Source organism: Nannocystis punicea (genome assembly GCF_026965555.1).
Classification (GTDB): domain Bacteria; phylum Myxococcota_A; class Polyangia; order Nannocystales; family Nannocystaceae; genus Nannocystis; species Nannocystis punicea.
The window spans coordinates 10328157-10352386 of record NZ_CP114040.1 but is presented as its reverse complement, the minus strand read 5'-3'; the positions used below and the strand labels follow the sequence as shown (position 1 = coordinate 10352386).

Here is a 24230-nt window from a genome sequence, read left to right as displayed (position 1 = left end):
GCCGGCCGAATCACTCGCTTGGCCGCAACTGAGGATCGGCCGCGCTCGATCGCCGATGCGCCGGCGGATGGAGACGCCGCGCGGCGCAGGCGAGCCAGACGGGTCGACGAACGCACACTTCGAGGTTTACCCGCCGGGCTCCGCCAGGCAAGTGCGCGCGTTCGCCCGGGCCCACCGCGAGTGTGGGGAACAACCCCAGATACGACGACGGCCCGCCCCTCGCGGGTGCGGGCCGTGAGGCGGCTGGATGGCCAGCAGGCTAGCGATCGCGGTCGTTCGCGCCCAGGCCCATCTCGTTGATGTCGACCTTCATGCCACCCGACGGCTTGCTGAGCCACGAGCCGACCGACTTGTAGTGGACGCCGAAGGCTGCGCAGGCCGCGAGGAAGATGAAGGCGAAGTAGGCGATCGACGCCGGGTTGCCGATGACGTGGACGTAGCGCAGCTGGAGGTTGATCGGCAGGTTGGTGGCGCCGGTGGCGAGGCCGAACACCAGGACCAGCAGGCCGAAGCCGATCATCATCAGGCTGTAGATGTTGGTGTGCGTCCAGCGACCGACCTGGCCGCGATCGTCCTGGCGGAACCGCTCGAGGGCGAAGCGGATGACCGGGTGGGTGATGAGGTACAGCGCGGCGAACATGCCGTCGAACACCTTGAACGGCAGCAGCGCGTAGAAGATCGTGAACTGGATCAGGTGGGCCGTCAACGCGTAGAGCTGGGTCGGGTGGATCTTCACGCCCTGGAGGTCGGGGCGGAAGCGCAGCACCTTGGAGTGCGGGCTGGTGTAGGCGACGCCGAACCGGCTGTCGGTCGGGCGGCCCCAGCAGCAGCCGTACACGTAGCAGCCGAGCCGGCAGATGGCCTCGCCCAGCGGCATGCAGAAGCCGGCGGCGTCGAGCATCGACAGCAGGCTGACGTTGGTGAACAGCGCGTAGCCGCCGAACGCCATCATGCCGCCGAAGATGCCGCCGTGCAGCATGTAGCCCGGCTTGAGCAGGGTCTGCAGCGGCTTCTTGAACAGCTCGCGCCACTCGAGCAGGATGCTCGTCAGGCGCGAGACCATGAGGATCGAGGGGATGGCGAAGAACAGGTAGAAGGCGGCCATCTGCGCCGTGTCGGCGCCGACCATGCCCATGTACCAGGTCGCAGTCGACACGCCGACGAGGAACGCCAGGCCGGCGATCATGCCGTAGGTGACGATGATCCAGTCACCGAAGCGGAACAAGATCGTCTTGTTGTGGAAGTCGCGGAGGAAGGCGAGAAGCCCGGTCCGCGGGGCCTCGAGCTCGACGCTTGCGTGGCGTGTGGTCCCGGACATGGTCCGCGGCAAGGTACCCGTCCACGCCGCTCGGCTCAAGTCCACGACCGAAGTGTGCCTTCGTCGGGGGATCCCCTGAGGCCCACGATCCACGGCGGCGTTTTATTCCCGCGACGTCGCCCGCATCCGGCGAAATTCGTCGCGAACGCGTCACGCGGACGCAGATGCGCGAGTGACCTCGGTCACCGCCTCCGGTTGTTATACGCCTGTCCAAAAAGCCCGATCGGCGCGGCCACGCCCCGGGTCAAAATGGCGCGCCATGAGCTGTCCCTCGGGACATGCAGAGGCGGCGGCGAGCGCGGCGGGTTGCGAGATGGCCTCAGGGACAGGTGAGCGTGAATGTCCCTGGGGACATGTGGTGCGGATCGGAGACAGGGCTGGCGGCCGGGCTCGGCGCGCCGATCGAGCGCGTGCTGCTGAGGACGCGCGGTTCGAGTGGCGCGCTCGTGCGGCCGGCATCGCGCCCGGGGCGGCTCGTCGCCGCGGCGGCGTGAGGCGCTGGATGTCCCCGGGGACATGCTGGCGGGGCGAGGATCTGGATGTCCTCGGGGACATGTTCGAATGTCCATGGAGCGCGCCGGTGGGTGCGCGGGGCGACGCGGGCGGGGCTCGCCGCCCTCGCCGGCGGAGGCGGCCGCGGCTACTTGGCCGCGGGCGCGGAGTTGGCGGCGGCGCGCTTGGTGACGACGTCGAGCTCGCCGAGGCGGCGCTCGAGGTGAGCGCTGAGCGGCAGGCTGGGGTCGCTGCGGGCGGCCTGGAGCTCGCCCCAGATCTTGCGAGCGTCGGTGAGGAAGGTGATCGCGGCGTCGAGGTCGCCGGAGGCGAAGGTGGCGGACGAGGCGGCGGCCAGGGCCTCGGCGTGGGCGAGGGTGGAGGGGCCGACCGTGGCGATCGCGTCGTCGTAGAGCTTGCCGGCGGCGATCACCGCCTCGACCGGCTGGTCGGCGGCGAGCAGGATGTCGACGGCGAGGACGCCGTCCTCGAACAGGGCGAGGCTGTCCTTGTGGACAGCCATGGCCCGGCGCACCGACTCGAGCGCCCGGTCGGCCTGGCCGAGCGCGAGCTGCTCGCGCGCGAGCCCGCGGAAGGCGTCGCCGGCGAGGCCGGGCTCGAGCTTGAGGTCGATGGCCGCGAGGGCCTCGAGGCTCTGGCCGCGCGCCTCGGCGTGGCGCTGCTGGGCGCCCAGCAGGGCGCTGTGGAGGATGTGCCAGCGGGCCCGCTCGGCCCCGCTGGCGCTGGGACCGAGGCGATCGAGGTCGCGGGCGAGGACCTGCAGCTGCTCGAGCGCGGCCGGCTGGTCGTTTTGGCGCAGCGCGAGCTCGATGGCGAGGGCGCGCAGGGCGTCGCGCCCGGGGTCGGGGCCGGCCTCGGCCGCCTCGGCGAGCCGCGGGACGAGCTCGGCGCGGACGACGTCGACCATGCCCATGGCGGCCTTCTGGCGGAGGATCGGCAGGTCGCCGATGGCGGTCGGTTCGGGGCCCGAAGGATCGAGCACGACGGCAGGCGAGGTGCTGCCGGCGCGCGCCGTGGTCTTGCAGCCGCCGAGGCCGGCGGCGAGGAGGAGGACGAGGGCGAGGCGAGCGAGCACGGCGGTACGTCGGCGGAGGTTCGGTCGTGCGTCACTCGTAGTAGTACACGCGGCCGTAATTGAGACTGTAGCCGACGGTGGCGAGGCGCAAGCTGCCCTGGTCGAGGGTGAACGGGTAGGTGCGGGTGACGCTCGGGGTGCGCAAAGTCAGCTGGCCGGTCACCGCGCCCTGGCCGGAGATCCGCGAGACCTCGAGGGCGAGGCTCTTGCGGACGCTGCGGTAGATCAGCTCCTCGGCGTTCGCGGTCTCGGCGACGAGGATGTCGTCGGGACGCAAGGCGCTGAGGCGGCGGCCGCTGGCGTCGACGACGGCGATGTCGACGTCGCCGGCGCCGGTGAACACGAGGCTGGCCCGCAGGTCGCCCGCGCCGGGCAGGTCCGGGATCTGCGGCCGCAAGGACCCGAGGTCGAGGTCGCGCATGGCCCGGGCGATCTCGGGCGTGCGGGCGCGTGCGGCGGTGAGTGTCTCTCGGGCCATGTCCGTTTGACCCTGTCCCGAGAGGCAGCGCGCGAGGTCGACGCGGTAGTTGGGGCGCGCGGGGTCGATGCTGACGAGGGCGCGGCGGTGGGCGCAGCTGCGGGCCAGGTCGCCCTTGCTGGCGAAGGCCTGCGCGAGCTGCTGGTGCAGCGCCCTATCGAACGGCTTGACCTCGGCGGCGGAGGCGTAGGCGCGCGCGGCCGCGGGGTCGGAGCGGGCGGCGAGGAGGTCGGCGACGGCCATCAGCGCGGGCGCGTGGTCGGGGTCGGCCTCGGCCCAGGCGCGGGCGTAGGTGAAGGAGTCGGTGGCCCCGGCGCGGATGGCCGCCTGGACCAACTTGCGGTGGGCGGAGCGGCTGGTCGGGTCGAGGTCGACGCCGCGGCGGAGGGCGTCGATCTTGGCGAGCGTCGAGGCGGTGGGCGCGGTCGCGGGGCTGACCTTCCAGACAGGTTTGGGGTGGCGCGGGCGCGGGCCGCCGTAGCCGCGGCCGACGCCGTCGCCCGGGCTGTAGCCGCCGCTGCTGCTGCCGCTGCCGGCGAGCATGTCGTCGAGCGAGATGTCAGTCTTGGCCTTGGCGGCCTCCTTCTTGGCCGGGGCGGGGGCGGGCGAGGTCGGGGCGGGGCGAGAGGCGGCCTTCTCCTCGGCGGGCGCGTCGTCGAGGTCGATCGGCGCGTCGGGCTCGGACGGCGGGGTCGCCTCGGTCTCGCCGCGGGCGCGGCGGTTCTCGTCGCGCTCCTGCTCCTGGGTCAGCGAGTCGTACAGCTCGCCCTCGGCGTTCTTGTCCTTGTTGAGGCGGGTGCTGCTCGCGGCGTCGGCCATCGGCGCCGGCGGCGGGGCCGGCTCGGGGGCCTCGCTCGCCTTGGTGTCGGGGCCGATGGAGGACATGTCCTTCGGGTCAGGTTGCGCGGGCGCCGGGGCGGTGGTCACCGGCACGCCGCCGGTCGGGGCGACCGTGCCCTTGGCGTCGACCGTGCCGGGCTCGATCTTGCCGGTCCAGCCGGTGGTGCGGCCGGACTGGCGCACGACGTTGAACTCACGGTACATCGCGTCGTTCTCGAGCACGAGCAGGGCGGTGTAGCGCGACAGGACGGTGTACTGGCGCGACAGGTCGATGATCTCCGCCCGCGCGGCGTGGCCGCGGCCGGCGGTGAGGGCCTCGATCTCCTCGCGCGCCCAGGTGCGCGGGAGGTGGGCCCGGCGCGACGCGTCGGGGCCCGGGACGGCCTCGAGGTCGACCTGGATGCTGTCCGAAACGACCTGTCCGTCGGGACCGGTGGCCTGGATCGTCAGCGGGCCGTGGACGGGCTGGCTGAGCTTGCCGACCAGGGTGATGGTCTCGCCGGGGCGGACGCCGGCGATCTGCTCGGGGTGGCTGTAGACCATGCCCTGCGGCAGGTTGAGGTCGACGTTGCGGGCGACCGGCAGGGCCGCGCGCACGCCGAGCTCGCGCGCGAGGCCGCGGAGGTCGTCCTTGGCGTCGGCGCGCAGCAGGTCGCCGCCGGTCTTGCGCGCCAGCGCCGAGAGGACGGTGAGGTCGGAGCGGGCGCCGAGAGCGACGGCCTGCACGCGCGTGCCGGCGAGCGGGCGCTCGACGTCGCGGAGCAGCTCGTCGGGGGCGAGCGCGCCGGCGCTGGGGCTGCCGTCGCCGAGGTAGACGATCACGCGCTCGGCCTGGCTGGCCTTCGGGTCCGCCGAGTCGCCGCCGAGAGCGGTGGCCGCGGCGCGCATCATGCCGCCGAGGTCGCTGGCGCCGGCGAGAGTCTGGGCGTCGAGGAAGCGCTCGGCCTCGGCGAGGTGGGCGCCGTTGGCGGGGCCGAGGCCGCCCGGGGCGACGTCGCAGGCGGCGTCGCAGGCGAGCACGGTCATGCGGTCGCCGTCGCGCAAGGTGGCGGCGGTCGACTGCACGAGGCTGCGCGCGACGGTCCACAGGTCGGGGGTGGTGCTGTGGCTGCGGTCGAGGACGAAGGCGACGTGGCGCGGGCGGTCGCTGGCGGTGAGCTTGAGATCTGGCTTGAAGGCCAGCATGAAGTAAGCCTGGCCGTCGCGGTCGAGGTGCGTCTCGGTGTGGACGCGGCGGTCGCCCTCGGGCAGCGGGATGTCGACGCCGAGGTCGTGGACCGGGCGGAACCGCTGCGACCGGGTGGCCAGCTCGACGCGGTCGCCGAGGTCGCGCCGCTGCAGCGCGGCCATCGGCGTGACCAGCTCGCCGCTGGCCGGCAGCTCCGACTTGTCGACCGCGATGGCGAACTCGAAGTTCTCGATCTGGGTGCCGCTGGCGCCGCTGCTGGCGCCGGTCATCGGATAGCGGTAACGCAGGTCGTCGCCGACGACCGGCAGCACTTGCGTGTAGCTGAGACGGATCTTGCGCTCGCCGCGGCCGGGGATCGGGAAGATCTTGAGCTTGAAGATGTTGCCGCGCTCCCACTCGAGCAGGGCCGGGTCGCGCGGGATGGTGGCGTCGACGATCTGGCGGAAGATCTCGCGCGCGCGCTGCTTCTCCAGCATCTCCGCGCTCATCCACGTGTTGCCGACCAACAGCTGGAGGCCCGAGATCGAGGCGTCGGCCGGCAGCGGGAAGCGGTACGTGCCCTCCAGCACCTCCGCGGCCTCGTTGTAGAAGGTCTGCTCGATCTCCGTGCGCGCGATCCGGCCGGAGATCGCGACGTTCACCTTCTGATCGACGAGCGCGAGCTTGTAGAGCTCGGTCTGGCTGCCGGCGCGGCGCGCGGTCAAGCTGCCGACGCCGGCGGGCACCGCGTCGGCCAGGCGCGCCGCGGCCTCGAAGGCGCGCGACCAGGCGGTGTCCTCGAGCGGGCGCAGGCTGACCTCGGGCCGGGCCGGCTGCTGCGGGGCGAGCGGGGTGTCGACGTGGGCGCCGGGGCCGAGCGGGACGTCCTGGCCGGCGGTGCGCAGGCGGGCTGACCCATAGACCACGTCGTAGCTGCGGCGGTCGCCGCGGGCGAGGACGCGGGCCTCGCCGCTCGAGACGTCGAAGGTGTCGGGGCCGGCGCGCAGGGCCAGCGGCGGCTGGTCGGCGGCGACGATGGCGACGAGCTCGCCGCGGTCGAGGTCGAGGGCGCGGGCGGTGGGCGCTTCGGGGAGGGTGAGCCGGGTGTCCTCGTTGATCCGCAGCACAGTGCCGCCGGTGAGGCGGACCTCGACGATGGTTCCGCGCGGGACGACGAGGATCTGGCCGCCGCGCAGCTTGGCGCCGGGGCCGAGGAATGTCCCTTCGGGCAGGTCCTCGGTGCGCGCGCCGACCGGTCCGGAGAAGTTGGTGAGCTCGGCGACGGCCTCGCCCTTGGGGTCTGCAGGGGCGACGGGGGTACCTCCGGGGCCGACCGGGCCCTCGGTGGCGGGGGACGCCGGCGGGTTGCAGGCGGTGACGAGCGCGAGGGACAGGGTCGAACAGAGGAGGCGTCGCGCGTGCGGCATGGGTGGCTCCGGCGGGGCGGGGAACGTCCCTGGGTTGGGGTGTGGTCTCGCCCGGCGCTCGGCCCGAAAAACGCGGGGCAGCGGGCCATCCTTACACAGTCGGTAGCGCCGCGGGGGGCCTTCGCGGGGGGCGCACGGCCGGGCGGGCTCGCGCGTGGCCGCCCACATCTGCGCCGCGTCGATGATCCGCGGCGGATCTCGCCAAGTTATAGCCAGGCGCGGCGATGTTGCTTACTGTTAGCGCCCCATGGCTTCGGCGAAGGAAGTCTTCCTCGCGCACGCGGACAATCCGGCGTACGACCCCACGGTGGCGGAGCTCCGCCGCAGCTTGACGTCGGCCAAGCAGGAGGCGCTCGAGAAGGCGCGCACGGTCGCGCAGGACGAGCTCAAGCACGTGATGCCGATCCTGTACGAGCGCATCGTGGTGACGACGATCCAGATCGCCGCGCACGTCGGCCTCGGCGTCGGCCTCGCGCTCGAGGCGATCGACGAGACGCGCAGCCACACCTCGCTGTCGCTGTTCTCGCGGGAGATCCGCGAGATGATGACCGAGACCGGGGTGTCGCTGAAGCGCCGCCACTCGAACCGCATCGCCAAGCTGGTGGCCGAGATCGAGGCCCAGCGGCTGGCGTGGCGCCACAACCACGAGTTCCTGTCGTGGCTGGCGTTCCGCCGCGACGACCCGCGCTACCCGCCGCACGACCGCCGCGAGCGGCTCGAGGCGTTCAAGCTGCAGCACCGCCTGCTGACCAGCCGCGACGCGGTGATCGCCAAGCTCGGCGGGCCGCTCGCCGCGGCGCTCGAGGGCCACGACCGCTTCATGCTGGCCAACCGCTGGCGCCTGTCGCCCAACGCCGAGCACTCGGTCGAGCGCTACTCGTGGCCGCTCCTGTCTCTTCAGCCAGGTCCCGTGGTGATGCTGGAGTTCGCCCGCCTCGAGTACGACGCGTTCGTCGACGCCGGCGGCAACAAGGAGCAGGCGCAGGCGCTGCTCAAGAAGATCGCCGCGGCGGTGCGCGACCAGCTGGCGTCGGCGCTCGAGCACCTGCCGGAGGACGCGCGCTCGGGCCTCATCGCCTGAGCCGCGGGCGAGTCACTCGCGGGTGTCGGGGCAGCCGGGCGGCAGCGACGCGCACGGCTCGAGCGGGTCGTCGGACGGACACGCCTCGTCGAGCGCGGCCCAGAACTCTTCGCCGTCGTCCCAGCCGTCCTCGCGGGCGACGTCGCCGAGGCAGAGGTCGATCATCTCGAAGCGACGCGGCAACACCCCGGGCGGGTAGGCGGCGCGGTCGTTGCTCTGGCAGAAGCCGGCGCGGCACTCGAACCCGTCGGGGTCGAGGAAGAAGTTGAGCTGCGGGCAGTCGCTGTCGGCCTCGCACACGACCATGCGGCTCCACTCGTCGACGAACTCCCACGCGCCGTAGCCGTTCGGGACGACGCAGGCGCCGTCGATCGAGAGGAAGCGCGACCACGAGTAGCCGTACCAGGCCCGGTAGCCGTCGTCGCAGCTCGGCAGCGGCGCGGAGCCCTCGATCCGCCGCACCTCGCAGCCGGTGTACTGCGTGCAGTCCCAGGCGAACACTGCGCCGCTCTGGTCGGTGAGCCGCTTGGGGTTGATCTCCTCGACCGGATCTTCGCCGATGATGCAGGCGACCGCGAGGAGCGAGAGGGCCGCGAGACGTCGCATGGCCGCATCCTAACACGGCCTCGCCGCGGCGCAGGCGAGCGGCCTCGCCTGGGGCTACGATGGTGGGGAGCAGCGTTCAGGCGGACGTCAACCCTGCGGGTGGCGGCAGCCCGCAGGCAGGCTGACGCAGGGGTCGTCGAGCTCGCCGGGGCAGGCCTCGTCGATGGCGATGGTGTCGCCGAGGTATCCGGCGGTGCGCCGGCGCATTCCGTCACTGTACGCGATCGAGCCGCTCGAGGAACGCGTTGATGTCGATGGGCGGCGGGATCTTGGCGGTGTCGAACTCGTCGCGGGCGAGGACGGCGTGCGAGCGGGCGTGGTCGTACTCGGCCAGCCGGGCGTCCATGGTCGCGGCGAAGAAGTAGCGCAGGCCGCGGCGCATGAGGTCCTTCTCGAGCTCGACGTCGGCGAGGAGGGCGTCGCGGCAGACGGTGATGAGGTCGTTCTCCTGCGGCAGGGTGACATAGGCCTCGAGGTTGTCGAGCGCGAGCTCGAGCTTGTCGGTGACCAGCGGGCCCTCGAGGAGGATCGACGGGAAGGCCGCCTGGAGCTGGCGGATCGCCGCGTTCTGGCCCTCGGCGGCGAGGGTCATGCGCGTGAGGCCCATCAGCGACGGCAGGTGCGAGCCGTCGAGCTTGCGCGCGGCCTCGTAGAAGCCGCGCGCGGCCTTGAGGTCGCCCTTGTTGCGCGCGACCTCGCCGCGGAGGAACAGCGCCTGGGCCTGCTGCTCGACGTCGCCGAGCTTCTTGTAGTTGGCCTCGGCCTCGGCGGCGTGCTTGTCGGCGGCCGCGAACTCGCGCTGCTCGAGGGCGATGACGGCGAGCATGGTGGAGATCGTCGGCTCGTCGTAGCCGCCCTCGCGGGCGAGCAGCAGGAACGGCTTGGCGGCGGCGCCGGAGTACTCGCCCATCTGCACGCCGGCCCACAGGAACGCGAGGTCGGGGGTGAGGTGGTTCTCGGCCGCGAGGGCGGCGAGGTCGCCCTTGAGCACGCCCTGGGCCATCTCGGCGACCTCCTTGGAGGCCGGGCAGCGCGACACGTAGGCGGTCGCGCGGGCGCGGGCGATCCGCGCCTGGGTCTGGAGGATCGGCTCCTTGGCGACGATCGCGGCGTCGAGGTTGGTCAGCATGGCCTCGACCGCGATGTCGCCGGGGCCGAGCTTGGTGTTCTCGCTGTAGTCGCTCTTGCGCGTGGGCGGGGTCTTCTCGTCGAGGTCGACGAGCCGCCAGGCGACGCCGCGGATGCACACTGTGAAGTAGAGCGCGGCCAGATCGGCGCGGGCGACGGTGATCCAGTGGCGACCCTCGCTGTCGGCGAGAGCGGCGAGGGCATCGTCGGCGGTGCGGGCCTTGCCGTCCTTCAGCAGCTTGCTGGCGTTCTCGAGCGCGGCGACGGTGGTGGGCCCGGCGTGCGAGCGAGCGGCCTCGACCAGCGGGGTGAGCGTCAGCCACTCGGGCCACGAACCCATGGCGACCTGCGCGGCGCCGGGCTCGGGCCCGGCGGACGGGCGGCCCTTGCAAGCTGTCCCGAGAGACAGGCCAAAGGCGAGCGCGACTGCGAGGGCGGAGCGGCGGGGCGACACGGCTGCGAAGGGTAGCGCGCGGGCGCTCGCGACCTCGGGGCCGGAGGCGTGACGATCTTCACGGAGGGCCCGGCTGTAAGTCGCGGCGCCAGGGGGGCGTTCGGGGCGCGAGGCCGGCAAACGGCCGGAACGGGCCCCTCGGGGCCTGCGGAGACAGACGATCATGCGACGACCCAGCAGCAAGTCCTTCGGCCTGATTGCGACCCTTCTCCTCGGCGCGGCGGTGTTCGCCTGCGGACCGGGCGTCGCCGAGGCCCACCGGCCGTGGACCGATGCGGGGCAGACGGTGGCGCCGTGGGGGCAAGAGGTGTCGCTGTCGATCGAGAGCGGGTACGGCGGGGCGCTGCCGACCTACCAGCACGGCGGCTCGATGTTCGTGGCCGGGCAGATGGGCGAGCGCTACAACATCCGCGTCCGCAACAACACGGGCGAGCGCGTCGAGGCGGTGGTGACGGTCGACGGGCGCGACGTGGTGAGCGGGCAGCTCGGCAACTACAAGACGCAGCGCGGCTACGTGCTCGAGCCGTACGGCTCGGTGCTGATCGAGGGCTTCCGCCAGTCGCTCGACCACGTGGCGGCGTTCCGCTTCACCGACGTCGGCAACAGCTACTCGGGCCGCTGGGGCACGCCGCAGCACGTCGGGGTGATCGGCGTGGCGGTGTTCAAGGAGCACCAGCCGCGCAAGCTGCGGCGCGAGCCGCCGCCGCCGATCGCCACGCGGCCCTACTACGAGCCGTACTACGGCGATTACGACGCCGGCGGGCGCGCGGCCGGGAGCGAGGCGCGTCCGGCCCCGCCGCCCGCGCCGGCCGACGCGCCGGCCGCCAAGAGCGCGTCCCCGGGCCCCGGCGGCTACGCGCAGGGCGAGGCTGCGGCCGAGTACAACCGCAGCCCGCGGCTCGGCACCCAGTACGGCGAGACGACCCACAGCTCGGTGCGCGAGGTGACGTTCGAGCGCCGCAGCAAGCGCCGGCCCGACGTGATGATGACGGTCTACTACGACAGCGCCGAGAACCTGCGCGCCCGCGGGATCATCGTCGACCCGTACTTCTCGCCGCCGCCGCCGCACGACCCGCGGCCGTTCCCGGCGACCAGCGAGCGCCACAACCAGTACGCCCCGCCGCCGCCGGCCCGTCGCTACTGAGCGTTCGAGCATGTCCTGAAGGGCATGATAGAGAGGACATGTCCAAATGGATCTGTCCTCTCGCGCATGTCACCCGGGCCAGCCGATGTAGTAGCGGCTCAAGAAGCCGAGGCCGGCGCTGGTGGCGTTGGCCAGGAGGGCCCACAGGAACGCGCGCCGGAGGCCGCAGCCGCGCAGCAGCAGGGCCTCGACGACCACGGCGAAGGTCTCGGCGACGATGAAGTAGATGGTGTAGCGGTGGACCTCGAGGAACGGCCAGCGGTAGCCGAGGTCCTCGTAGGCGCGCGAGTAGAACACCCCGAAGAACACGAACCACACGTAGGGGTGCGTCAGCGCCGAGGCGAGGAAGGCAAGCCCCACCCGCTGCGGCCACGCGAGCGTCGGCACGCGGTCGGGCCCGCCCAGCGCGCGCAGGTAGATCGGCACCTCCACCAGCTGGGTGAAGGCGAAGGACCAGAACCAGCGACCGACCATCACGTGCGCGCAATGTACCAGGTCGCCGGCGGTCATCGGGTAGACAACGCGGTTGTCGCACGCGGTCCCTGCTGTTATGGTCCGCCCGCCGGCCGTCTCGGCCGCAGGAGCGAACTGCCCATGAAGCGCCTCTCCATGCCCATCGTGTCCGTTCTGGTCGCGCTCGCCGCGGGTTGCGGGGTCGGCCCGCACGTCGACGACTACAACGAGTCCCTGGTCGCCGCGGCAGTGGCCGGGTGCCCCTGCGGCCACGTCGGCTACTCGTCGGAGGAGGAGTGCCGCGCGGAGGCGCCCCCCACCGCCGGCGAGCAGGCCTGCATCGAGGCGCTGTTCAAGAACGCCGAGGCCAACTACGAGTCCCAGCTCGACTGCCGCACCGCGGTCAACAACCGCCTCGCCAGCTGCCTCAACAGCAAGAGCTGCACCGACCTCGCTCGCCTGGGTTGCGGTCTCGACGCGGCCGAAGACCTCGAGGACTGCCCGGATCTGCCGGGGGACATCGAGCAAGAGCTGCTCGAGTGCCGCACTTGAAGCCCATGCGCCGCGCCGAGCTCGCCGCGATCATCGACCACACGCTGCTCCGCGCGACCGCGACCGCGGCGCAGATCGAGCAGCTGTGCCGTGAGGCCCACGAGCACGGGTTCTTCAGCGTGTGCGTGCAGCCGTGCCGGGTCGCGCTGGCCCGCGGCGCTCTCGCGTCGCTGGGCGCGAGCACGAAGGTCTGCACCGTGATCGGCTTCCCGCTCGGCGCCAACACGCCGGCGATCAAGGCCGCCGAGGCGGTCCAGGCCGTGGCTGACGGGGCCGACGAGCTCGACATGGTGATCGCGCTCGGGGCCCTGCGCGACGGCGACGAGGCGGCTGTCCTCGCGGACATCCAGGGAGTGGTCGGCGCGGGCGGCGGGCAGCACCTCACGAAGGTGATCCTCGAGACGGCGCTGCTGACCCCCGAGGAGATCGACGTCGCCTGCCGCCTCAGCGTGGCCGCAGGGGCGCACTTCGTGAAGACCTCGACGGGCTTCGGTCCGGGGGGCGCGACGGTGGCGGCGGTCCAGCGCATGCGCGCGGCCGTCGGCCCGGCGTTCGGGGTCAAGGCGAGCGGTGGGATCGCCGACGCCGCGACCGCCCGCGCCATGCTGGCCGCCGGCGCGTCGCGCCTCGGCGCCAGCGCGTCGCCGGCGATCGTCGCCGGCTGGGACGAAGATGTCCCCTTCGACAGGGTCGTCGGGACAGGTCAGGAGCAAGCATGACGCAAGGCTACGAGTCCGCCACGGTCGTCCGCGACGCCGAGGGCCGCCAGTATCACATCGCCCTCAAGCCCGGCGAGGTGGCCCGCCACGTGATCCTCGTCGGCGACCCCGAGCGCGCGCGCCGGGTCGCCGGAAACTTCGAGGTGGTCGAGCTCGAGCGCTCGAACCGCGAGTACGTGACGATCACCGGCCGCCACCAGGGCCTGCGCGTCAGCGTGATGGGCACCGGCATGGGCGCGGCCAGCACCGAGATCGCGATCGTCGAGCTGTGCCAGTGCGTCGAGCGGCCGGTGATGATCCGCTGCGGCAGCACCGGCGCGCTCCAGCCGGGCATGGCGCTCGGCGACCTGGTCATCTCCCAGGCGGCGCTGCGGCTCGAGAACACCACCCGCTTCTACGTCGAGGACTCCTACCCGGCGGTCGCGGACCCGCAGGCGGTGATGGCCCTGGCGGCCGCCGCCGACGCGATCGGCCAGCGCTACCACGTCGGCGTGACCGCCACCTCGCCGAGCTTCTACGCCGGCCAAGGCCGGTCGATCGCCGGCTTCCCGCCGCGCGAGCCCGACATCGTCGAGCGCCTGGCCAGGCAGGGCGTCAAGAACCTCGAGATGGAGACCGCGTGCCTGCTGACGCTGGCGACCCTGCGCGGGTTCGTGGCCGGGGCGGTGTGCGCGGTCTATGCCACCCGCGCCGACGACGTGTTCATTTCACATGACCAGAAGGACATGGCCGAAAAGGCATGTGTCGCCACCGGCCTGGGCGCGCTCCACCTGCTCGACGCGATGGAGCGGGCCCGCGGGGCGCGGCCGATCTGGCACCCCGGCCTCGGTCTGAACCAGTCGGGCACGTAGCCGCGACCGGGCCGTTTCGGCCCTCCCTCGCTTGTGCTCCGTCACGCTGGCTGCATTCTTCGTCAGTTACATCTTCCGATATGCGCCCTCCTCGCGCTGCCGGATCGCGGCGCGAGGAGGGGTCGAAATGCCCTGGTCGCGGGGCTAGCCGCGGCGGGCGGCGCGGGCGCGATCGGACGAGAGCCGCGCACGCGCGCCCGCGCCCGTGCGCGCGGCCGACGATCGCTCTGCACGCGGACCGGAGCCGCGCGATCGCCCGCCTCGCGTGGCCGACGCCGCAGGCGCGCGTAAGGCTTGGGCGGATGTCGCCCTGCAGTCCCAGGAGCGCCGTCGCGGCCGAACTGGTGCTGGCGCTCGGGCTCGTGCTGGTGGCGCTGCAGGCCCGCGAGTTCTTCCGCGCCCGCGCGTCGCTGCTGCAGGCAGTGTACGAGGACGTCGCGGCCGCCACACGGGCCGCGGCGGCCGACCTCGACGCGGCGCAGCGCGAGTGCATGACCGCGGTCCAGGGCCTCATCGCCGACCTCGCCGCCGGTCGCCTGTCGTTCGCCGACGTCGAGCGCCGGCTCGCGCACGAGGCCGCGTCTCATCCGCACCTGTTCGGCGTGGTGGTGGTGTTCCCGGGCTCCGGCGGCGCGCTGCTGGTCCCCGCCGACATCCGCGGGGTGAAGGGCAGGACGCACGTGCGCCTCGATCGCTCCGTCGATGTCCCTGGCACCGACTGGTACGCGTTCGCGGCCGCGCAGACGGAGCCGGCCTGGGGCGGGCCGGTCCGCGGCACCTGGTCCGGGCACTACCTCGCGCTGTTCTGCGGGCCCTGGTCGCCGCCAGGCCGCCCGAGCGCGCGCGGGCACGTGTGCGCCAGCCTGTCGTTGCACGATCTCGAGGCCCTGCGGCAGTCGTTGCCCGCCGGACGGTTCGGCTATACGTGGCTGCTGTCGCGCGAGGGACGCTCGCTGTCGCATCCGAAGGTCGACTGGGTGCGCGCGGCCAGGACGCCGGACGAGCTGGCCGAAGAGACAGGCGACCCGCGGCTGCGCGAGCTCGGCCGGCGAGCCGCCGCGGGCGAGGCGGGCAGTCTGCAAGCCGCCGATCCGCTGACTGGCCGGGCGGCGGTGATGATCCAGGCGCCGATCCCGGCCTCGGGGGGGTCGCTGATCGCGGTGATCCTGCGCGACGACATCGTCGCCGCCGAGCCGTCGCTGCGGCGGCGCCAGATCGACATCGTCGTCGCGGTGTTGGCGACGCTGACCGCGACCGCGACGCTGCTGCTGACAGGAGGTCGGCGATGAGTCCGTGGTGGCTGGCGGTGGCGGCCACGCTGCCGTTCGCCGTCGGCGTGGTGTTCGTGTGGCGGCTGGAGCTCGAGGGCGTCGACCCGTCGCACGCGACGCCGGTGTTCGACACGGACTCGGTCGACCGGTTCGTCGCCGAGCTGGCGCGCCGCACCGGCCGGACGGGACTTCCACCGCCGACGCGGATCGAGACGGGGATCGAGCTGCAAGCGATCGTGTTCCCGGGGCCGCACGACGTGATCCTGACCGGGCACATCTGGCAGCTCTATCCGAAGGCGGCGCCGCGCAAGCTGAAGTGCGGGGTGGTGTTCCCCGACGCGGTCCCGGTCGACGACGACGTGATGCGTCGGGCCTGGCGGGTCGATACGCCGCGCGGCGAGGTGATCGGCTGGTACTTCCGCACTACCCTGTACCGCCGGTTCGACTACGCCAAGTTCCCGATCGACGAGCGCCGCGTGGTCCTGCGCATGTGGCACGCCGACCCGACCGAGGATGTGGTGCTGGTGCCCAACTTCGCCGCCTACCACGCGATGTTCCCCGCGCTGCAACCTGGCCTGAGGGACAGACTGCAGGTGCCGGGCTGGAGCGTCGAGACCAGCGAGTTCTCGCTGGCGACCACCGAGCGGCGGACCGGCTTCGGCCTGCCGGGGTTCGCCGGCGAGGGCGAGGCGCCGGAGCTCGGCTTCGAGGTCCGGCTGACGCGCAACTTCACCGACGCGTTCGTCTCGAACCTGCTGCCGCTGATGATCGTCGCCACCCTGCTGTTCGGCGTGCTCATGACCGCCAGCCTCGACAAGGAGAAGGCCGAGCACCACGGCTTCACCAGCTCGGCCGCCTACGCGACCAACGCGGCGCTGCTGTTCGTCGCCCTGGTCGGCCACCTGCGGATCCGCGAGGAAGTGTCGACGCCGCAGATCCTCTACATCGAATACTTCTACTTCGTCGCCTATTTCATGATCCTCGCAGTGTCGGTGGTGGTGTACATCACCGCGACCCCGGGGCCGCACCCGCGCTTCATCGCGTACCGCGACGTGCTGCTGCCGAAGCTGGCCTACTGGCCCGTCAGCTTCGCCCTGTTCTTCGCGGTGACGGTGCGCGTGTTCTATTGACAGGAGCGGCCGCGGAGCGCTCGCCGCGAATTGGACATGGCCTCTCGGACAGCCGCGGAGGCCATGTCCGATGCATGCGAGGGCTCCTACGGCGCGGCGCCGGCGGCCGCCATGGCGGCGTCGTAGCTGCTGTCGCAGATCGAATAGAACCGCGGGGTGCCGACGGCCGCGGCGAAGTCGAGCAGGCGGCTCGGCGGGATGGCGCCGCCGTCCACTTCGTCGGGGACGACGCAGCCGGGGCCGATGCCGAACAGCTCCTGCTGCGAGGGGTCGGGGTCGTCGGCGTAGACGAGCGGGACGTTGCCGGTCTCGAAGCCGATCGGGACGCCGGCGATGGCGAACAGCTGCACGGAGGCGCCGCCGGTCTTGGTCGCCTGGATGTCTTGCAGCACCTGCACGTAGTTCGACACCGGCCGCAGCACGGCCTGCTCGGGGTCGGGCGTCAGGGCGCCGTCGCTGGCGAAGTCGGCCGACTCGCAGCTCGAGTAGGTGGGGCCGGCGCCCTCGCACTTCACCCCGGCGTTGAAGCAGACGGCGCTGGAGGGCCCGGGCGACTCGGGATCGGGCCAGAACGTCTTGTTGGTGGTGAAGATGTCGGCGAACTCCGGGACGTAGCTGCAATCGGCCTCGTCGGTGACGAAGATGATGCGCAGGTCGGCCTCGGGGCGCAAAAAGCCGTGGTTGGACAGACTGTCGGCGAAGCCGGTGAGCTCGAGCGCCTTCGCCATCGCCTCCAGCGGCGACTCGAAGCCGCAGCCGGCGACGCCCTGCGGCAACGCGCACGCGAGCGCGTCGACCAGGTCGGCGTCGACGTTGAGGCTGCCGCCCGTGCGCTCGAGCCAGCGACGGGGCCGCGGCTCGGGGTCGAGGGCAGTGGTCGTGGGCGTGATCGCGAGGTCCGGGAGCGCGCACTTGTTGGTGCACGCGCTCGAGAAGTCCTCCCCGTTGAACGAGAACAGCCCCTCCGCGACGGCCTCGACGCAGCTGCGCAGGACGAAGCTGCCGCCCGCGGGTTTGGTCTGGGCGGGAGAGCAGCGCGGATTGCCCATGTCGGTGGTGGTGACGGCGATGCGCAGGTCGAGGTCGTCGAGGTCGGCGAGCAGGGCGGGCATGCTCGAGGCCAGCTGACTCTGGCGGCTGGCCATGCTGCCGGAGTTGTCGATGACGAACAGGATGTCGACGGCGGTGACCGGCGCGGGCGGTTCGCCGGTGGTGCCGTCAGTGGTGTCGGTGGCGGTGGTGCCGTCGGTGCCGGTGGAGGGTTCGACGCTGGTGGTCGGGTTGTTGCTCGAGTTGCCCGGGCCTTCGCCGGTGGTCGTCTCTTCGTCGGGGTCTCCGCCGGTGAGGGTGATGCCCTTGAGCTCGCAGGCGGTGACGAGGGGGAGGAGCAACGAGAGGGTGAAGGGTAGGCGTGTCATCGACCGGGCAATGGCCGCGGGTCGCCGGAATCGTCGGACGAATTGCAGGCACCCGCGGCCCGCTCGCGCAGGGGTGAATGTGGGTAGTCGGCGAGGAATGCGTCGACCTCGCGGCGCGCCTCGTCGGCCCGCCCCAGCAGGCACAGCGCCTCGAGCCGCCGCAGGCGCGCCTCGGGCACCAGAGAGCCGCGCGGGTGGGCCGCGAGGTAGGCGTCGGCGTGGCGCAGGGCGCCGGCGCCGTCGCCGGCTCGCACCGCCTGGGCGGCGGCGCGGACGGTGGCGAGCTCGCTCGCCAGGTCGACGTCGGAGGCTGTCTTTTCGGGCATGGGCGAAGAGACAGGTCGCTGAACGCTCGGCGCGGTCGGCGGGGCGAGCGAGGAGATGTCCGTAGAGACAGGTTGCGCGGCGGTCGGGGCCGGCGGCGGGGTCGGGACCTCGACGGCGCGCGGCCGGGCGTCGGGTTCGTGCTGGTAGGGCGCGGCGGCCCCGAGGTCGCGGCCCTGCGCGGAGAACTGCTCGGGCCAGACGAGGCGGGCGGCGAGCAGGGCGACGGCGGCGGCGGCGAGCAGGCCGAAGGTCCAGGCGCGCGCCGACGAGGAGGCAGGCCGCGCGGGCGGCCGGGTGAGGCCGAGGACGGGCGCGGGCTCGCCGGCGTCGATGCGCCGGACGAGCTGCTGCCAGTTGTCGGCGGCGGCGCGAGCCGGCGGGCTGTGCCGCGCGCGATAGGCGAGCAGGACATCGCGCGAGTCGTCATCGTGGCTGGCCATGGGTCCTCCGCAATTCGGGGGCGAAGCGTCGCACCGCGCGATCGAACAGGGCGCGCGCGGCACGAAGTCGCGAGTAGACGGTGTTGGTGTTGGCGCCGGTGGCGGCGGCGATCTCGGGCGCGGTGAGGAACTCGAGCTCGGCGAGGACGAAGACCTCGCGCTTGTCGTCGTCGAGGGTGGCGAGGAAGCGCTCGACGAACGCGGCGGCCTCGGCCTGCGCGAGCGCCTGGTCGGGCTCGACGGCCGGCGCGCGATCGGGCACTGCGCGCAGCCGCCGTTCGGCGCGCTCGGTGCCGCGGCGGAGATCGGCGGCGACGCGGCGGGCGATGCCGTAGAGCCAGCTGCGCATCGAGCTGCGACGGTCGAAGTCGTCCCACCGGCGATAGACGACGAGGAAGACGTCCTGGACCTTGTCGTCGACGGCCTCGGCGGGGACGCCGAAGTAGCGGAGGACCCGCCACACGAAGTCGTGGTGTTCGCGGAAGACGACGGCGAACTCGGAGGCGACCCCCGAAGGACCGGACCGCGCGGCGAGCGGAGGCATGTCGAGCGGGGATTGGCCGCCGCGCGTCCGGTCCATCATGGAATTCGCAGCTGCACGCCGAGGACGGCGCGGAAGGCGGCGGGGTTGGCGCGAAACACCGGTCCGATGCCGTCCAGGACGAACAGCGGCCGCACGATCGGGACCACCGCGTCGACCCCCAGGGTGACCGCGACCCGCCGCGCGACCGGCACCGCCAGCTCGGGCCCGACGACCATCGCGAGCCACGGCTGCGCGCGCGTGCGCGCGTCCTCGACCCCGAAGCCGGCCCCCAGCAAGGCCCCGGCCTCGAGGCCGCCGCAGCCGGCCAGCTCGAGCCGCGGCCGCAAGCCGGCGACGCCGCAGGCGCGGAGAGAAGCTGTCCACAAGGACAGGCGTGCTCCCGGCGGCTGGGTCGGGTCGAGCCGGGCCTCGCGCGGCGCCAGGCCGGACAAGCCGAGCTCGACGCGGAAGCGGCGGCGCATGACGCCGAGAGCGAGGCCGAGGCCGCCGGTGGGCCCGGACAGGCTGCCCTGATCGAACACGCCGGTGAGGCGCAGGGAAGCGCGCAAGGGATCGGGCGGCGGGGCCGGTGCGGGCGTGGGCGGCGGGGCGTCGAGGGGGTCGTCCGCGCCGGGGCCGGGAGGCGTGGGCGCGGCAGGTGGCGCGGGCGCGGCAGGGGGCGGGGCGACGGGGCTGAAGAGCGTCGGAGTCGGCGCTGGAGTCGTTTTGGACATGTCTGAAGATTCAGGTTCTTCAGGCCATGTCCCATCGGACTCGGGCGGCAGCGGGGGCGGGACCGCGGGGGCGAGGCTCGGGTCGACGGCGGTGGCGAGGATCTCGGCCGCGGCGTCGGCGAGGACCTGGCAGCGGCGATCACGGAGGCTCCGGCGGTCGCGGCCGGCCTGGCTCTGCAGCTCGAGGTCGAGGCGGAAGCCGCGAGGCTCGCGCGTGACGGTGGCGCGGGCGTGGACGCGCTCGCCGGCCTCTCCCGGGTTCAGGGGGCGGCCCAGGAGCTTCGCGGTGGCGGCCGCGACGTCGCCGGCGGGAGGGCAGCCCTCCGGGGCCTGCCACTCGAGGTCGACGCCCGCCGGGGCGAGCGCGGCGGCGAGGCCGAGAGCGAGGACGGGGGCCGGCACCACGGCGGAGAGTAACGAGTCCGACGGCCGTCTGCACGCCTCGGCGGATCATGGGCAGGTCCGAGCGGCGGACTCCCGCCCGGCCGTCGGGCGCAGGAGCGACATGGCGAAAAGGCCAGGTGGCCGGGTGATCAACAGCGACGCGGGCGCGGTTCACATCACGCGGGGCAAGCACCCGGTGACCGCCGAGGTGGACTGCGCGTATCTGGAGGTCGTCGACGTCATCGCCGGGCTGGTCGACGAGAACACCCGCCGCGTTTACACGCGCGGCGAGGTGTGCTTCGAGACCTCGCCGATGTGCGACGAGGGCGTCGACAACTGCGGCGCGTATCGCAGCGTGTGGTGCGACGGGCCGCCGCCTGAGTGCGAGCCGTCGTAAGTTTCTCTCGCTCAGAAGAGAAGAAGAGATCACCCGCGCTCGAGGATCTCGCGGGCGCGGGCGATCGCCTCGGGGGTGCCGGCGAGGGCGAGCACGTCGCCCTCGTCGAGCGGGGCGTGCGGGGCGGGCGAGGTGTCGGGCGTCGAGCGGCGGCGGATCGCCATCACGGTGGCGCCGGAGCGCTGTCGCAGCTGCAGGTCGGCGAGGGTGCGGCCGACGGCGAAGTCGCCGGGGTCGAGGCGCAGCGGCGCGAGGTCGGGGAAGCCGGGCAGCAGGTCGCGCACGCCCGGCAGTTGTCGATGCTCGTCGCTGCCCTCGTGGCTCTGTTTGGCGAGCATGGCGACGATGAGCTCGGTGCCGGCGCGCACGTGGCCCTGCAGGTTGGCGAGGCTGCGCCAGCCGTCGTAGAGGAGCACCACGGCGATGAGGCCGAGCACGAACAGGATCGTGCTGAGCGGCACGAACGGCTGGGCGATGGCCACCAGAGGGCCGCTGACGGCGAGGCTGAGGGCGACCTCGAGGGCGACCGTGAGGGCGCGGCGCGGCGCGGCGCCGAGGTCGGGGCCGTCGTCGACGTGGGCCGGCACGACGATGCGCGCCAGAGTGCGCGCGACGGCCCGCAGGTGGCGCAGCACGCCGAGGAAGAACAGGCCGACGACCACGAGCGACAGCGCGACCCACACGACGTCGACCAGCGACGGCGGCAGGTGGAAGCGGTCGGCGAAGAACTTGACCACGTCCCAGTGGATCAGCCGCGAGCCTGCGGCGCTGGCGATCAGCAGCGCCGCGTCGACCACCAGCAGGATCACCGACCGCCGCACCCGGCTCCACACGGTCACCGCCCGCGGCGCGGTGCGGAGCTGCTCGATCCACGACTCGTAGAAGTCGACGAACGTCTGCAGGCGGCCCGGCAACCACCGCTGCAGCGCGTCGGCCATCCGCTCCGAGCGGCGCACCAGCAGCGGCGTGCTGATCTGCGTCAGCAGCGACACGCCGACGACCACCGGGAAGATGCTCTTGTCGAGGATCCCGCTGGCGACGGCGAAGGCGGCGATGATGAACGAGAACTCGCCGTTCTGCGCGCAGCCGAGGCCGGCGCGCACGGCGTTGCCGAGGCCGTTGCCGGTGAGGAAGGCCCCGGTCGAGACGCCGACGATCTTGCCGACCACGACCACCGCCGTCAGCGCGAGCACGAGCGGCCACTGGGTGGCGATCTCGAGCGGGTCGGACTGCATGCCGACGGCCACGAAGAACACCGCGCCGAAGATGTTGCGCAGCGGCAGCACGTGCGGCTCGAGCTTGTGGCCCTCGCCCGACTCGGACACCAGCATGCCGGCCATGAAGGCGCCGAGAGCGATCGAGTAGCCGGCGGCGGCGGCCAGCGAGGTCATGATGAAGCAGACGGCGACGCTGGCGATCAGCAGGGTCTCCGGCCGCTCGTGGGCGGCGGCGCGGCGGATGAAGCGGGGGATGACGAGCAGGCCGAGGGCCAGGAGGGCGAGCAAGAACGCGATGAGCTGGCCGACGGACCAGGCGAAGTCGCCGGCCGACACGCCGCTGCCCCCGGCGACCGCGGTGAGCAGCGCGAACACGAGGATCGTCAGCATGTCGTCGAACACGAGGATGGCGAAGGCGAGGTCGACGAAGTCGGCGCGCTGGCGGTGCTCCTCGAACGCCTTGGCGGCGATCATGGTCGAGGAGCTCGAGATGCAGGCGGCGACGAACAGCGCCTGGAAGCGATCCCAGCCGAACAGACGCGCGCAGCCGAAGCCGAGCGTCATCATCAGCGCGACCTCGAACAGCGCGGTGAGCCCGGCGGCGGGGCCGATCCGGGCGATCTTCCGCAGGTTGAACTCGAGGCCGATGCTGAACATCAGCATGATGACCCCGAACTCCGAGAGGTCGCGCGTCAGCAAGCCGCTGTCGCGGCCGACCTCGATGCCGGGCACGTACGGGCCGATCAGCACGCCGGCGAGCACGTAGCCGAGGACCGGCGGCTGGTTGAGCCGCTGCGAGAGCATGCTGGTGATCGCGGCGGTCGCCAGGATGACGCTCAGATCCTGAATGTAATGGACGACGTCGCCGGCCATGAAAGGGTGGCGAGGTATAGCGCCGCAGGTCGGCGAGCGCGCCGCAGCGAGGCGCAGCGCTCGGCGCCGTGGATCGACGGCGGCGACCGACGAGACGGCCGAACGGGCGCGCAGTCGGCGGACCTTTCGGACATGCGAGCCGGAGCGCGTGGCGGCGCGGCGCGGAGGGGCCTGGACGCTGAGTCCGCCGCAGGTGCCGGATCGCGGTCCGGGGGCGCGAGCGCGCGGCCGGGCCGGCTTTCGCGGGCGAAAGCCGTGGTCTAAAGTCGGCGATCATGAATTGGCTTGCCTGCGTCCCGGTCGTCGCTCTGCTGCCGCTCGTCGCCTGTCAGCCGACGCCTCCGGGCGGCGACGGCGAGAGCACGACGACGACGGAGGGGACGACCGTGGGGCCCACCACGGTCGGCCCCGCGACCACGGTCGATCCGACGGCCGATCCCACGGAAGATCCGACGCTCGATCCCACGTTCACGACCACGAGCACGAGCGAGCCGCCGGTGCCGGTGTGCGGCGACGGCGTCGTCTCGGGCGACGAGGAGTGCGACGACGGCAACCAGGTCGACGACGACTGCTGCACGACCGCCTGTACCAAAGGACAGCCGGAGCCGGGGCAGGTGTGCTGGACGGCGATCGTCGAGGGCAGCAAGAACGGCGAGGACCTGGCCGGGGGGATCGCGGTGGACGCGGCCGGCGAGATCTACATCGCCGCCAGCGTGGTCGACATGGCGGCAGGGCCCGACGCGCGGATCCAGAAATTCGACCCGAGCGGGGTCAGCCAGTGGACTCAACAATACGACGGCGGAGTCAACGCCGCCGATTCGGCGATCCGGCTGGCGGCCGAGCCGAGCGGGTTCATGGTCGCGGTCGGCCGGCAGACGATCGCGCAGGGGCAGCCCGGTCTGTTCTGGCTCAGCAAGTGCACGCCGACGGGTCAGCTGGTGTGGCAATTCACCGACGCCGCGCCGGTCGCCGGCGCGGCGATCGCGATGGCCGGCAGCGACTTCGTGGTGGTCGGCAACATCAAGCAGGCCCAGGACACCGACGGCCTGGTGCGCAAGTTCGACGAGAACGGCGGCGAGATCTGGTCGCGCGTGCACGTCGGGGCCAGCGGCGGGCTCGACAGCCTGAGCGGCGTGGCGGTCGACGGCGCGGGCAACGTCTACGCGGTCGGGCGCGAATCGACGGACACGCAGGGGTTCGACCTCCTGATCCTGCAATACGGGCCCGACGGAGCGCCCGGGTGGATGGACACGGTCGACGGCGGGGTGAGCGGCAACGACTGGGGGCTGGACGGGGTCGTCTACGTCGCCGGCCGCGTCGAGACCGGCGGGGGCTTCGCCGACGCGTGGCTGCGCAAGTACGACGGCGCCGGGGAGGTGCTGTGGACAGACACGTTCGTGGGGGCGTTCGGCCAGAGCGACGAGGCCACCGCGATCGCGGCGGTGGCCGGCGGCGGCTTCGTCGCCGCCGGCGGCACGGCCGTGGGCGAGGACGACGTCGACCTGTGGATCCGCCGTTACGACGCGGACGGCGGCGAGATCTGGACCGACGTCGTCGCCGGCATGAACGGCGGGGTCGACTCCGCCACCGACGTCGCGTTCACGCCCGACGGCGGGGTGGTGGTGACGGGGACCGTCACTGTGGCGCCCGACATCAACAGCGACGTGTGGGTCCGCAAGTACGGGCCGTGACGATCGGACATGGCTTTT

Annotated in this window: 20 protein-coding genes; 9 read left to right on the top strand and 11 right to left on the bottom strand. The window is 72.7% G+C overall.

Annotation, left to right across the window (positions count from 1 at the left end):
* Positions 1-259 precede the first annotated feature (259 nt).
* The 3 genes from O0S08_RS39670 to O0S08_RS39660 all read right to left on the bottom strand — a co-directional run bounded on the left by O0S08_RS39670 (position 260) and on the right by O0S08_RS39660 (position 6819).
* Positions 260-1318 carry a prolipoprotein diacylglyceryl transferase gene (locus O0S08_RS39670; RefSeq protein ID WP_269034686.1) on the bottom strand — a complete coding sequence of 353 codons (1059 nt, stop codon included), beginning with the start codon at positions 1316-1318 and terminating at the stop codon, positions 260-262.
* Between the two features lie 640 nt (positions 1319-1958).
* Positions 1959-2906 (bottom strand): tetratricopeptide repeat protein, encoded by a 948-nt coding sequence (locus O0S08_RS39665; protein ID WP_269034685.1) that lies wholly within the window; start codon positions 2904-2906, stop codon positions 1959-1961.
* A gap of 31 nt (positions 2907-2937) precedes the next feature.
* Positions 2938-6819, bottom strand: a complete 3882-nt coding sequence (locus tag O0S08_RS39660) for a VIT domain-containing protein (protein ID WP_269034684.1) — start codon at positions 6817-6819, stop codon at positions 2938-2940.
* A 247-nt stretch (positions 6820-7066) separates the two neighbouring features.
* On the opposite strand from O0S08_RS39660, the gene O0S08_RS39655 reads away from it, so the two are divergent.
* A complete protein-coding gene (locus O0S08_RS39655) occupies positions 7067-7900 on the top strand; it encodes a hypothetical protein (protein WP_269034683.1) in 834 nt (277 codons plus the stop codon).
* 12 nt (positions 7901-7912) lie between these two features.
* Here O0S08_RS39655 and O0S08_RS39650 read toward each other — a convergent pair whose 3' ends face one another.
* Both O0S08_RS39650 and O0S08_RS39645 read right to left on the bottom strand, forming a co-directional pair.
* Entirely contained in the window at positions 7913-8506 is a 594-nt protein-coding gene (locus tag O0S08_RS39650; protein ID WP_269034682.1) for a hypothetical protein, read from the bottom strand.
* Between the two features lie 211 nt (positions 8507-8717).
* A complete protein-coding gene (locus O0S08_RS39645; protein ID WP_269034681.1) occupies positions 8718-10088 on the bottom strand; it encodes a tetratricopeptide repeat protein in 1371 nt (456 codons plus the stop codon).
* A gap of 163 nt (positions 10089-10251) precedes the next feature.
* On the opposite strand from O0S08_RS39645, the gene O0S08_RS39640 reads away from it, so the two are divergent.
* Positions 10252-11232: a hypothetical protein gene (locus O0S08_RS39640; protein ID WP_269034680.1), complete on the top strand. Its 981-nt coding sequence runs from the start codon at positions 10252-10254 to the stop codon at positions 11230-11232.
* 69 nt (positions 11233-11301) lie between these two features.
* On the opposite strand, the gene O0S08_RS39635 is transcribed toward O0S08_RS39640, so the two are convergent.
* Complete coding sequence (locus tag O0S08_RS39635; protein WP_269034679.1) at positions 11302-11742, bottom strand: hypothetical protein; 441 nt, start codon at positions 11740-11742, stop codon at positions 11302-11304.
* Between the two features lie 84 nt (positions 11743-11826).
* On the opposite strand from O0S08_RS39635, the gene O0S08_RS39630 reads away from it, so the two are divergent.
* The 5 genes from O0S08_RS39630 to O0S08_RS39610 all read left to right on the top strand — a co-directional run bounded on the left by O0S08_RS39630 (position 11827) and on the right by O0S08_RS39610 (position 16208).
* Positions 11827-12237: a hypothetical protein gene (locus O0S08_RS39630; protein ID WP_269034678.1), complete on the top strand. Its 411-nt coding sequence runs from the start codon at positions 11827-11829 to the stop codon at positions 12235-12237.
* Between the two features lie 5 nt (positions 12238-12242).
* Positions 12243-12956, top strand: coding sequence for a deoxyribose-phosphate aldolase (gene deoC, locus O0S08_RS39625; protein WP_269034677.1), 714 nt, complete (start codon positions 12243-12245; stop codon positions 12954-12956).
* Positions 12953-13807, top strand: coding sequence for a nucleoside phosphorylase (locus O0S08_RS39620; RefSeq protein ID WP_269034676.1), 855 nt, complete (start codon positions 12953-12955; stop codon positions 13805-13807). Before deoC ends, O0S08_RS39620 begins: the two co-directional genes overlap by 4 nt.
* Before the next feature lie 302 nt (positions 13808-14109).
* The gene (locus O0S08_RS39615) at positions 14110-15096 is read left to right on the top strand and encodes a hypothetical protein (protein WP_269034675.1); all 987 of its coding nucleotides are present in this window, start codon (positions 14110-14112) and stop codon (positions 15094-15096) included.
* Positions 15093-16208, top strand: a complete 1116-nt coding sequence (locus O0S08_RS39610) for a hypothetical protein (RefSeq protein WP_269034674.1) — start codon at positions 15093-15095, stop codon at positions 16206-16208. The genes O0S08_RS39615 and O0S08_RS39610 overlap by 4 nt, the downstream gene beginning before the upstream one ends.
* 86 nt (positions 16209-16294) lie before the next feature.
* Here the strand turns inward: O0S08_RS39610 and O0S08_RS39605 are convergent, their stop codons facing one another.
* Genes O0S08_RS39605 through O0S08_RS39590 form a run of 4 tightly spaced genes read right to left on the bottom strand, consistent with a single transcriptional unit; the run spans position 16295 to position 20052 of the window.
* A complete protein-coding gene (locus O0S08_RS39605) occupies positions 16295-17626 on the bottom strand; it encodes a hypothetical protein (protein ID WP_269034673.1) in 1332 nt (443 codons plus the stop codon).
* On the bottom strand, positions 17623-18393 hold the full coding sequence (locus tag O0S08_RS39600) for a tetratricopeptide repeat protein (protein ID WP_269034672.1): 771 nt from the start codon (positions 18391-18393) through the stop codon (positions 17623-17625). Before O0S08_RS39600 ends, O0S08_RS39605 begins: the two co-directional genes overlap by 4 nt.
* Entirely contained in the window at positions 18377-18976 is a 600-nt protein-coding gene (locus O0S08_RS39595; protein ID WP_269034671.1) for an RNA polymerase sigma factor, read from the bottom strand. The genes O0S08_RS39600 and O0S08_RS39595 overlap by 17 nt, the downstream gene beginning before the upstream one ends.
* A complete protein-coding gene (locus tag O0S08_RS39590; protein WP_269034670.1) occupies positions 18973-20052 on the bottom strand; it encodes a hypothetical protein in 1080 nt (359 codons plus the stop codon). The genes O0S08_RS39595 and O0S08_RS39590 overlap by 4 nt, the downstream gene beginning before the upstream one ends.
* A gap of 127 nt (positions 20053-20179) precedes the next feature.
* On the opposite strand from O0S08_RS39590, the gene O0S08_RS39585 reads away from it, so the two are divergent.
* Positions 20180-20431 carry a hypothetical protein gene (locus tag O0S08_RS39585; protein ID WP_269034669.1) on the top strand — a complete coding sequence of 84 codons (252 nt, stop codon included), beginning with the start codon at positions 20180-20182 and terminating at the stop codon, positions 20429-20431.
* A 29-nt stretch (positions 20432-20460) separates the two neighbouring features.
* On the opposite strand, the gene O0S08_RS39580 is transcribed toward O0S08_RS39585, so the two are convergent.
* Positions 20461-22521 carry a cation:proton antiporter domain-containing protein gene (locus O0S08_RS39580; RefSeq protein ID WP_269034668.1) on the bottom strand — a complete coding sequence of 687 codons (2061 nt, stop codon included), beginning with the start codon at positions 22519-22521 and terminating at the stop codon, positions 20461-20463.
* A gap of 275 nt (positions 22522-22796) precedes the next feature.
* Here O0S08_RS39580 and O0S08_RS39575 point away from each other — a divergent pair, with 275 nt between their 5' ends.
* Positions 22797-24212 carry a DUF4215 domain-containing protein gene (locus O0S08_RS39575; protein WP_269034667.1) on the top strand — a complete coding sequence of 472 codons (1416 nt, stop codon included), beginning with the start codon at positions 22797-22799 and terminating at the stop codon, positions 24210-24212.
* The last annotated feature ends 18 nt before the right edge of the window (positions 24213-24230 follow it).

What these genes read in the sequence shown, in the direction of transcription:
- O0S08_RS39605 (WP_269034673.1), bottom strand. Translation starts at nt 17,626, where the DNA reads ATGACACGCCTACCCTTCACCCTCTCGTTGCTCCTCCCCCTCGTCACC.
- deoC (WP_269034677.1), top strand. Translation starts at nt 12,243, where the DNA reads ATGCGCCGCGCCGAGCTCGCCGCGATCATCGACCACACGCTGCTCCGC.
- O0S08_RS39595 (WP_269034671.1), bottom strand. Translation starts at nt 18,976, where the DNA reads ATGATGGACCGGACGCGCGGCGGCCAATCCCCGCTCGACATGCCTCCG.
- O0S08_RS39575 (WP_269034667.1), top strand. Translation starts at nt 22,797, where the DNA reads ATGAATTGGCTTGCCTGCGTCCCGGTCGTCGCTCTGCTGCCGCTCGTC.
- O0S08_RS39660 (WP_269034684.1), bottom strand. Translation starts at nt 6,819, where the DNA reads ATGCCGCACGCGCGACGCCTCCTCTGTTCGACCCTGTCCCTCGCGCTC.
- O0S08_RS39640 (WP_269034680.1), top strand. Translation starts at nt 10,252, where the DNA reads ATGCGACGACCCAGCAGCAAGTCCTTCGGCCTGATTGCGACCCTTCTC.
- O0S08_RS39650 (WP_269034682.1), bottom strand. Translation starts at nt 8,506, where the DNA reads ATGCGACGTCTCGCGGCCCTCTCGCTCCTCGCGGTCGCCTGCATCATC.
- O0S08_RS39635 (WP_269034679.1), bottom strand. Translation starts at nt 11,742, where the DNA reads ATGACCGCCGGCGACCTGGTACATTGCGCGCACGTGATGGTCGGTCGC.
- O0S08_RS39655 (WP_269034683.1), top strand. Translation starts at nt 7,067, where the DNA reads ATGGCTTCGGCGAAGGAAGTCTTCCTCGCGCACGCGGACAATCCGGCG.
- O0S08_RS39600 (WP_269034672.1), bottom strand. Translation starts at nt 18,393, where the DNA reads ATGGCCAGCCACGATGACGACTCGCGCGATGTCCTGCTCGCCTATCGC.
- O0S08_RS39610 (WP_269034674.1), top strand. Translation starts at nt 15,093, where the DNA reads ATGAGTCCGTGGTGGCTGGCGGTGGCGGCCACGCTGCCGTTCGCCGTC.
- O0S08_RS39630 (WP_269034678.1), top strand. Translation starts at nt 11,827, where the DNA reads ATGAAGCGCCTCTCCATGCCCATCGTGTCCGTTCTGGTCGCGCTCGCC.
- O0S08_RS39615 (WP_269034675.1), top strand. Translation starts at nt 14,110, where the DNA reads ATGTCGCCCTGCAGTCCCAGGAGCGCCGTCGCGGCCGAACTGGTGCTG.
- O0S08_RS39580 (WP_269034668.1), bottom strand. Translation starts at nt 22,521, where the DNA reads ATGGCCGGCGACGTCGTCCATTACATTCAGGATCTGAGCGTCATCCTG.
- O0S08_RS39620 (WP_269034676.1), top strand. Translation starts at nt 12,953, where the DNA reads ATGACGCAAGGCTACGAGTCCGCCACGGTCGTCCGCGACGCCGAGGGC.
- O0S08_RS39670 (WP_269034686.1), bottom strand. Translation starts at nt 1,318, where the DNA reads ATGTCCGGGACCACACGCCACGCAAGCGTCGAGCTCGAGGCCCCGCGG.